This window comes from Burkholderia sp. Tr-20390 (assembly GCF_017104595.1).
Lineage (GTDB): Bacteria > Pseudomonadota > Gammaproteobacteria > Burkholderiales > Burkholderiaceae > Burkholderia.
Genome location: NZ_JAAGPC010000270.1, coordinates 1 through 8,350, shown reverse-complemented (window position 1 = coordinate 8,350; position 8,350 = coordinate 1). Strand labels below are relative to the sequence as shown.

Sequence of the window (8,350 nt, the reverse complement as noted above, 5' to 3'; positions counted from 1 at the left end):
CTGCTGTCGATGCTCGTGCGCGATCTCGCCTCGGGCGCGCTGCCGCTCGCGTGCCGGCTGCTCGTCGTGCTCGGCAACGTGCCGGCGATGCGCGCCGGCGAACGCTATCTCGACGACGACCTGAACCGCCTGTTCAGCGGCCGTCACGCGCAGGTGCCCGACAGCCGCGAAGCACCGCGCGCCGCGCAGCTCGAAGCGGCCGCCGCCGCATTCTTCGCGGCCGCGCCGGCCGGCGCCGCGCGCTGGCACATCGACATGCATACGGCGATCCGCGCGTCGGTGTTCGAGCAGTTCGCGCTGCTGCCGCACACGGGCATGCCGCCGACGCGCACGATGTTCGAATGGCTCGGCGACGCGCGCATCGCGGCCGTGCTGCTGCATACCGCGAAGGGCAACACGTATTCGCATTTCACGGCCGAGCATTGCGGCGCGCTCGCATGCACGCTGGAACTCGGCAAGGTGCGCCCGTTCGGCCAGAACGACCTGGCGCGCTTCGCGCCGGCCGACCGCGCGGTGCGCAAGCTCGTGTCAGGCGCGTCTCGTGAGGCTGACGTTCCGTTGCCGCGCGTGTTCACGGTGATCGACCAGATCACGAAGCAGAGCGATGCGCTCGAGCTGTTCGTCGCGGCCGACGTCGCGAACTTCACCGCGTTCGCACGCGGCACGGTGCTCGCGCAGGACGGCGATTACCGCTACACGGTGACGCACGACGAGGAGCGCATCGTGTTCCCGAATCCATCGGTGAAGCCGGGTTTGCGCGCGGGCCTGCTCGTCGTCGATACGACCCGCGAGACGGTTGCGGCGCTCGTCTGACGTTGGCCGGTTGCGCGTGGCCGCGGCAACCCGCGGCCTGCGCCTCGCCCGGCCACCATTCCTGTTTAGAGATAGCATCCACCCGCCGCGCGGAAGGCCCGCGGGTCGCGCTTGCGTATTTGCGACATCGTCTTGCAAGTTCGACGGGCCGCCCGGCTGACGTCGGCGCCCGCAGCGCAGCATCACGTGCCGGCGGCTGCTTTGCCATATCGGGCCGCGCGGATTGGTACAATCGCGGCCTTGCGGCTGTTGCGCCGCATCACGGCGCGGCGGCGGCATTGCCGTGGTCATCCGACCCTGCAATGATGCATGCGCCCGTAGTTCCGGAACATTCGAGTATCGAGGAGAACACCTGATGAAGTTGGATTGGCGTAAAGTGGCCGCGCATGCGGTGGTGGCGGCATCGGCCGTGGCGGCAGGCAGCGCGATGGCGGCGGATCTGAAAGAGATCCGTTTCGGCGTCGAAGCCTCGTACGCGCCGTTCGAATACAAGACGCCCGACGGCAAGCTGACCGGCTTCGACATCGATATCGGCAACGCGGTGTGCGCGAAGCTGAAGACGAAGTGCGTGTGGGTCGAGAACGACTTCGACGGCCTGATCCCGGCGCTGCAGGCGCGCAAGTTCGACGCGATCAACTCGGACATGACGATCACCGACCAGCGCAAGCACGCGATCGCGTTCACCGATGCGATCTACACGATCCCGAACCAGCTGATCGCGAAGCAGGGCAGCGGCCTGCTGCCGACCCCGCAATCGCTGAAGGGCAAGCGCGTGGGCGTGCTGCAGGGCACGATCCAGGAAGCGTACGCGAAGAAGAAATGGGCCCCGGCCGGCGTCGAAGTCGTGCCGTACCAGACGCAGGACCTGGCCTACGCCGACCTGAAGTCGGGCCGTCTCGACGCGACGTTCCAGGACGCGGAAGCCGGCTCGAAGGGCTTCCTGACGAAGCCGCAAGGCCAGGGCTTCGCGTTCGCGGGCGGTACCGTGAGCGACGCCGAGATCCTCGGTTCGGGCGTCGGCTTCGGCCTGCGCAAGAACGACGCGGCGCTGAAGACCGCGCTCGATCAGGCGCTGAAGGAACTGAAGGCCGACGGCACGATCGACAACCTCGCGAAGAAGTACTTCAGCGTGCCCGTGACGCTCAAGTAAGCGCTGCGCTCGATCGCACGATGCAAGCAAACCGGCCGCTGATGCGGCCGGTTTGTTTTTGGGGGCGGGAAATGACGAAAGACCGCGGACGACAGGAAACCGCGGACGGGGGACACCGTGCAGCAGCGGCCGGCGGCCGCGTCAGGCCGGAAAGAACCGGCCCAGTTCGCGCGCCAGCTCGTTGAGCACGGCCATCTCCTGCTGCGTGATCTTGCGCGCGGGCTGCGCGCCGGCCCAGTCGCCGTACAGCAGCGCGACGGTCGTCGTGCCGACGCGCACCGGCAGCAGCACGAACGCGCGCGTGTCGTCGAATGCGTCGAGATACCACGCGGGCAGGCGCTTGAGCATCTTCGGCTCCTGCGCCTGCTCGATGAAGATGCCGACCGAGTTCGAGATCGCGAGATGAAACACGTCCGGCTCGAAGCGCTCGTCGAAGCGCAGCCGGTCGAGCGTCGTGTCGACGCCGGGGCCGAAGCCGAGGCGCGCGGCGAACATGCCGTCGTCGTGGCGCACGAACATCACGGTGCGCGTGAACGCGAGGCCGGCCAGCAGGCTTTCCGACGCGAGCGCGAGCACCGGCGTCAGCACGTGCTCGGACGGCAGCGCACGCAGGTCCGCGAGGCCGGCTTCGAGGCATGCCTCGGGCGCGGCCTGTGCGCGCGCGATCGCATCGGCGTTCGCGCGCAGCTCGACGATCTCGCGCATCACGGTGTCGCTCGCTTCCTCGCGCGCGAGCCGCTCGGCGATCTCGACGAGCGCGTCGGATTCCATGTCGAGCTCCGCACCGTAGTGCTGCGCGAGCGCCGCGATGCGCGCGTCGCGCTGCGGGCTCGCGGGCATCACCAGCGCGCCCGCGACGTCGGTCGAGCAGCGGCTGATCGCGCGCAGCCAGCGGACGCGGTCGGCCGGGCCGTCATCGGTCGCACGGCCCGCGTCGTGATCGTCATCCTCGTTGCCGAACGCGTCGGCATGGACCACGTGGTCACGATCGGCCATCCCCGCGCGGATCACGTCGGGCAAGCGCCAGCGCGCGGCCGCCTCGAGCCCGATCTCGTCGAAGCCGACGCCGAGCACATCGATGCAGGCGGCCGCTTCGTCGCCGTTCAGCTCGGCCGCGCGACGGCGGATCCGGTCCCATTCGCTGTCGAGATAGCAGACCACGAGCAGCTTGCCGACCTGGCGCATCAGCGTGCAGACGACGGCTTCCTCGCCCGCGCGCAGCTCGGCGCGCTCGGTGAGCTTGCGCGCGACGCAGCCGGACAGCAGCGCCCGGTTCAGCTCGAGCTTCGCGTCGATGCGCCGCGGCGTACTGTGGTGGAAATGGTCGACGAGCTTGAGCCCGACGACCAGGTGGCCGACGGCGTCCATGCCGAGCACCATCAGGGCGCGGGTCACGGTCGTGATGTTGCCGCCGAACGCCATGTACATCGCGGAGTTCGCGAGTCGCAGCACTTTCTGCGTGAGCGCGAAGTCCGACAGCACGACGCGCACGAGCGCGGTGAAGTCGAGGTCGTCGTTCTTCATCGCGGCCATCGTCGCGCGCAGCGATTCCGACAGCAGCGGGAAATCGCCCCGTTCGTTCATCCGGGCCCACAGCTTGTCGAGCAATGCGGTGCGGGGCAGGTGTTCGGTGATTGACATACGGATCTGTCCGGTTCGCCGCGCGCGTCAGGCGGCGGCGTGCAGGTGCAGCTGCTGCGCCTCGAAGCGCCGCGCGAGCTCCTCGGACGGCAGCGCCTGGCAGACGAGCCAGCCCTGGATGTGGTTGCAGCCCATCTCCGTCAGCAATTCGCGCTGCGCCTCGGTCTCGACGCCTTCGGCGACGAGTTCGAGATCGAGCGTCTGCGCGAGGCCGACCACCGCCGACACGATCGCGCGGTCGTTGCGCGAGGTCAGCAGGTTCTCGACGAAACTGCGGTCGATCTTCAGCTTCGCGAGCGGGAAGCGCTGCAGGTACGCGAGGCTCGAATAGCCGGTGCCGAAATCGTCGATCGCGAAGCGGATGCCGAGATCGGTCAGCTCCTCGAGCAGCCCCTTGGCCTGCGCGGGATCGTGCATCAGCAGGCTTTCGGTGATTTCGAGCACGATGCGGCGCGGGTCGATGCCCGTCAGCGCGATCGCCTCGCGCACGCTCTGCGTGAAGCGCGGGTCGCGGAACTGCTGCGGCGACACGTTGACCGCCACGTACTGCAGCGCGAGCCCCTGACGGTCCCAGGCGACGAGCTGCATGCACGCGGCCTTGAGCACCCAGTTGCCGAGATAGTTGATCAGGCCGATCGATTCGGCGAGCGGAATGAAGGTCGCCGGCGGCACGAGGCCGTGCACCGGATGGCGCCAGCGGATCAGCGCCTCGACCCCGACCACCGCGCCCGACTGGCTGCGCGTGATCGGCTGGAAATGGAGCGAAAACTCGCCGTTGCGCACGCCGTCGTACAGGTCGGCCTCGAGCTTCAGCCGTTCGGCGTCGGCCGGATCGTCGACGGGGGCGTGGAACGCGAGCGCATTGCCGCCCGACGCCTTCGCCTGCGCGAGCGCGTGGTCGGCGCGGCGCAGCAGCGGGCTGTGGTGCTGCGCGCGGTGCGGCGCCGAGCGCTCGTCAGGGTAGAGCGCGATGCCGATGCTCGCGGACAGGTGCACGGTCTGCCCCTGGTACACGTAGGGCTCGCGCACCGCGGCCTGCAGCCGGCGTGCGAGTGCGTCCGCCGCATTGCTCGCCTGCGTGCGGTTCGGCGCGCCGAGCACGACCGCGAACTTGTCGCTCGCGACGCGCGCGAGCTGCTCGTTCGGCGTGACGAGCGCCTTCAGCCGCTGCGCGGTCTCGCGCAGCAGCGTGTCGCCCGCGTCGTAGCCGAGCGCGCGGTTGATCCGCTGGTAGTCGTCGAGGTCGAGCAGCAGCAGCGCCGCGCACGAGCCGTCCCCGTCGGCGGCCTGCTGCGCGCGCATCAGCGCGGGCACGAGCGCGGACAGGTTGTCGAGCCCCGTCATCGGGTCGTGGTGCATCTCGTAAGTCAGGCGCGCCTCGAGCGCGCGCCACGACGACACGTCGAACGCCGCGATCGCGAACCCGTCGACGCCGTGGTGGCGGCTCTTGAACGCGCGGATCTCGACGTCCAGCGGGTAGGTGAGCGACTTGACGATGCACATCGTCGCCTTCTCGACCTGGCCGGAACGCGCGGCGCGTGCAAGCAGGCCTTCGAGCGCCGCGGTATCCTGTTCGGCGATCAGGTCGCGCAACGTCAGCGTGTGCAGGTAGTCGCGGTGGTAGCCGATGAAGCGCAGGCTCGCGTCGGACACGTACAGAAAGCGCAGCTCACGGTCGACATGGGCGAGGAAATCCACCGTGCCGACCGTCTGTTCCAGCCAGTTGCGCACGGAGTCGTCGCGTCGCGGCGCACCGGCGCGCGCGGGCATCAGCGCGCCGCCCGACCAGGCGAAGCGGCGCAGCGTATGCAAGGCGCTGCGCCAGGAGCCCTTGCGTGACGTCTGTTTCCTGTTGGCTTCCATGTTTCTCGCTGACGTGAAGGGCTGGAACCGGTTGTCCGGAAGGAATAACGGCAGACTGTGCGGAATCTTTAACGGACCGGCCGCGGATGGCGTTGCCGCTGGACCGGATTGGCCACGCGGGTGTTCGACAAGCGAACACCGGCGGGGCCTACATCGAGGCTGACTTTATAAGAAATGAGGACGCAGATGAAGCGAAAACTGTTGCTGGGCGCCGCCGTGGCGGCGCTGGTGGCCGGCCATGCGCTGATGGCGCAGGCGGAATTGAAGCCGGGTGCCGCGGCGCCCGATTTCACGACGCAGGCGTCGCTGGGCGGCAAGACTTACACGTACTCGCTCGCGGACGCGCTGAAGCAGGGGCCGGTCGTGCTGTATTTCTATCCGGCCGCGTTCACGAAGGGCTGCACGATCGAGGCGCATGCGTTCGCGGACGCGGTCGACCGTTACAAGGCTTACGGCGCGACGGTGATCGGCGTCTCGGCTGACAAGATCGACACGCTGACGAAGTTCTCGGTGAGCGAGTGCCGGAGCAAGTTCCCGGTCGCGGCCGATCCGGACGCGAAGATCATCCGGGAATACGATGCGAAGCTGCCGGCGATCGACAAGGCGAACCGCGTGTCCTACGTGATTTCGCCGGAAGGGAAGGTGCTCTACGAATACACGAGCATGTCGCCCGACAAGCACGTCGAGAACACGCTCGCCGCCGTGAAGGCGTGGGCTGACGCGCATCCGAAGCAGTAAGCGCGCGGCCCGCACGGCAAAGCGGCCCGTCGTGCGGGCCACCGGTACGGAGCAACGCGCCCGCCCGAGCGGCGGCGCGAGAGGCCGCTAGGCGCGCAATGCCTGCTCGATCGGCACGCTGCCGCCGACGAAGCCGACGATCTTGCGCGAGATGCCCAGCTTGATCGCCTCGATCGCGGCCCAGGCGACATCCTGGCGCGACACGGGTGGGGCGCCATCGAACCATGCGTCGGTGAGCGCGATCTTGCCGACACCCGGATCGTCCGTGAGCGGGCCGGGGCGCAGGATCGCGTAGTCGACGCCCGACGCGATCACGCGATCGTCGCCTTCGCGCTTCATCTGCGAATAGTGGCGCAGCGCGTCCGGGCCGAGCTCGGGCCGGTACGCGGACAGCGAGCTGATCACCACCAGCTTCTGCGCGTTGTAAGCCAGCGCGTATTCGGCCGCGCGGGCGACCGCGTCGCGGTCGACCTGCTCCTCTTCGGCCGCGCCCTCCGATTCGGCCGAGCCGGCCGCGTAGATCACGTGCGAGATGCCCTGGAATGCGTGCGAGAAATCGTTCTTCAGGTCGGCTTCGACCACCCGTGCGCCCGCCAGCGCATAGCCGTGCCGGCGCACGAGCGCCGTGACCTCGAACTCCGGCTGCTTGAGCAGCAGATCCGCGCAGGCCTGGCCCGTTCGACCGGTCGCGCCAATCAGCAGTACCTTCGTCGTCATGAAACCGCTCCTTGCTCGATGCGTCATCCTTCCAGATAGGGACGGACGACCGATAACTCAAGTGTAATGTCGATTTGCCGATGCGGCGGGTGTGTATTAAGGGGCGTACCGGCATCGGGCATACCGGCATCGGCCGTACCGGCGGCCATTCATTCACACGGATGCGGGAATGACGCGCCGACCGGCTATCATGTGCGCGATGCATTTTTCGCCGTTACGTCATACAACGCATCGGCCCACTGGTTGGAGTACACATGGCAATACCCCTGGACAACGTCAGCATGGCCGTGTTCTGCGACTTCGAGAACGTCGCGCTCGGCGTGCGCGACGCGAAGTACGAGAAGTTCGACATCAAGCCCGTGCTGGAGCGCCTGCTGCTGAAGGGCAGCATCGTCGTGAAGAAGGCCTATTGCGACTGGGATCGCTACAAGGGCTTCAAGGCGTCGATGCACGAGGCGAGCTTCGAGCTGATCGAGATTCCGCACGTGCGCCAGTCGGGCAAGAACTCGGCCGACATCCGGCTCGTCGTCGACGCGCTCGACCTCTGCTACACGAAGTCGCACGTCGATACGTTCGTGATCATCAGCGGCGACTCGGATTTTTCGCCGCTGGTGTCGAAGCTGCGCGAGAACGCGAAGAAGGTGATCGGCGTCGGCGTGAAGAAATCGACGTCGGACCTGCTGGTCGCGAACTGCGACGAATTCATCTTCTACGACGACCTGGTGCGCGAGCAGCAGCGCGCGCTCGCGAAGCGCGAACAGCAGCAGCGTGCGGGCAACGGCGGCGCGAAGCGGCCGGACGAGCCGTCGCGCAAGCACGACATGGACGCGCGCAAGGCCGAGGCGATCGCGCTGGCGGTCGAGACGTTCGACGCGTTGGCGTCGGAGCGGGACGACGTCGGCAAGATCTGGGCGTCGGTGCTCAAGAGCGCGATCAAGCGTCGCAAGCCGGATTTCAACGAGTCGTACTACGGATTCCGCGCGTTCGGCAACCTGCTCGACGAGGCGCAGGCGCGCGGCCTGCTCGAAGTGGGGCGTGACGACAAGTCGGGCGCGTTCGTGTCGCGGGCGCGCCAGTCGGCGGCTGTGGAACACGTCACGGCGGGCGGTGAAGGCGGCGGGCACGGCGGCGCGCACCACGGCACGCGCGCGGCCGAGCCGGCGCGGGCCGGGCGCAATGCGCAACGTCGCGGGCAGCGGGCGGAAGCGGTCATGCACGAAAGCGTGCCGGTCGACGCGGACGAGACGGAAGTGGCCGAGGTCGCCGAGGCGGCACCGCTGATGTCGTCGGCGGAAACGGTCGAAGTGGCCGAAGTGGCCGATGCGCATGGCGACGCGAAGGATGGCCGCAAGCGCGCGCGCAAGACCGCGGCGAAGAAGGCAGGCGCGAAGAAGGGCGCGGCCGCGAAGAGCGCAGGCCGTCAGGCAA

General features: G+C 68.2%; 7 protein-coding genes. 4 read left to right on the top strand and 3 right to left on the bottom strand.

Annotated features, from left to right (window positions below):
* Both astE and G3N98_RS36800 read left to right on the top strand, forming a co-directional pair.
* Nucleotides 1-813: succinylglutamate desuccinylase (gene astE / locus G3N98_RS36805; protein ID WP_206150869.1), on the top strand; the 813-nt coding region annotated here is incomplete at its 5' end.
* A 355-nt stretch (nucleotides 814-1,168) separates the two neighbouring features.
* Nucleotides 1,169-1,963 (top strand): ABC transporter substrate-binding protein, encoded by a 795-nt coding sequence (locus G3N98_RS36800; protein WP_043182082.1) that lies wholly within the window; start codon nucleotides 1,169-1,171, stop codon nucleotides 1,961-1,963.
* A 141-nt stretch (nucleotides 1,964-2,104) separates the two neighbouring features.
* On the opposite strand, the gene G3N98_RS36795 is transcribed toward G3N98_RS36800, so the two are convergent.
* On the bottom strand, nucleotides 2,105-3,604 hold the full coding sequence (locus G3N98_RS36795) for an HDOD domain-containing protein (RefSeq protein ID WP_089472436.1): 1,500 nt from the start codon (nucleotides 3,602-3,604) through the stop codon (nucleotides 2,105-2,107).
* A 27-nt stretch (nucleotides 3,605-3,631) separates the two neighbouring features.
* On the bottom strand, nucleotides 3,632-5,374 hold the full coding sequence (gene cdpA / locus G3N98_RS36790; protein WP_206150870.1) for a sensor domain-containing phosphodiesterase: 1,743 nt from the start codon (nucleotides 5,372-5,374) through the stop codon (nucleotides 3,632-3,634).
* Between the two features lie 279 nt (nucleotides 5,375-5,653).
* On the opposite strand from cdpA, the gene G3N98_RS36785 reads away from it, so the two are divergent.
* Nucleotides 5,654-6,205 (top strand): peroxiredoxin, encoded by a 552-nt coding sequence (locus tag G3N98_RS36785; protein WP_089430805.1) that lies wholly within the window; start codon nucleotides 5,654-5,656, stop codon nucleotides 6,203-6,205.
* Nucleotides 6,206-6,292: 87 nt separating this feature from the next.
* Here the strand turns inward: G3N98_RS36785 and G3N98_RS36780 are convergent, their stop codons facing one another.
* Nucleotides 6,293-6,922, bottom strand: a complete 630-nt coding sequence (locus tag G3N98_RS36780; RefSeq protein WP_089424893.1) for an NAD(P)H-binding protein — start codon at nucleotides 6,920-6,922, stop codon at nucleotides 6,293-6,295.
* A 254-nt stretch (nucleotides 6,923-7,176) separates the two neighbouring features.
* Between G3N98_RS36780 and G3N98_RS36775 the strand changes: the two genes are divergently transcribed.
* On the top strand, nucleotides 7,177-8,350 hold a 1,174-nt coding region (locus tag G3N98_RS36775), incomplete at its 3' end, for an NYN domain-containing protein (RefSeq protein WP_206150868.1).